Genomic DNA, 624 nt, shown 5'->3' with positions numbered 1-624 from the left:
CCAAGCCAGCAATGGAACATTGGAATAACCTGACAGCTTTTCACTAACTGCCTTCCTAATTCGCGAGCAGGAAAGTCGGCGTGAATACCTGCACGCCATTGATCGACTAATGTCACCCATTCTGAAAAATCGTAACCCGCGCTGAATTTTTCGATGTCGCTGTAATCAAGTAGCCAGCCCGCTAATGCATCGTTGCGATTGGTCGCAATACCCATTGCTTTTACCCAAACGTCGACTTCTTCTGGGTTTGGCGGCTGCGTATCGTAGCGAATAAACTCGACATCGACACTGTGCGGTTTGAGCAAATGTTTAATTGCTTTGGCAATGACAGGAAACATCGGATGTTTTTTCTGATAAGCGACGGTAATCGATTTACCTTGTTGCGGGACTTCACCCACTGATGTCGGCCTTAAGTCAATCCACCCCGGTTTTAAACCAAATGCTTGCAGTACACCCAGTTCAATCACTTTATCTTGGGGAACGTGCGCGTAGATTTGATGACTATTTAGTGTTTGGCTTAAAAATTCGGCCCAACGTGGGTCTTTTGCGATGCCGGTGTTTTTGTTAAGCAGCAAGAAGGTACAACCCGGATCGAGTTCCACTTCATCGGTCGACGCTTGTTTG

1 pseudogene is annotated in these 624 nt (G+C 46.8%); it reads right to left on the bottom strand.

From position 1 onward, the window contains the following. Positions 1 to 624, bottom strand: a pseudogene (locus R8O11_RS28920) (SgrR family transcriptional regulator); the annotation flags it as partial.

This window comes from Vibrio sp. 1288, from assembly GCF_033344475.1.
Note: the sequence above shows the minus strand (reverse complement) of the source record. Positions and strands in the feature narration are given on the sequence as shown.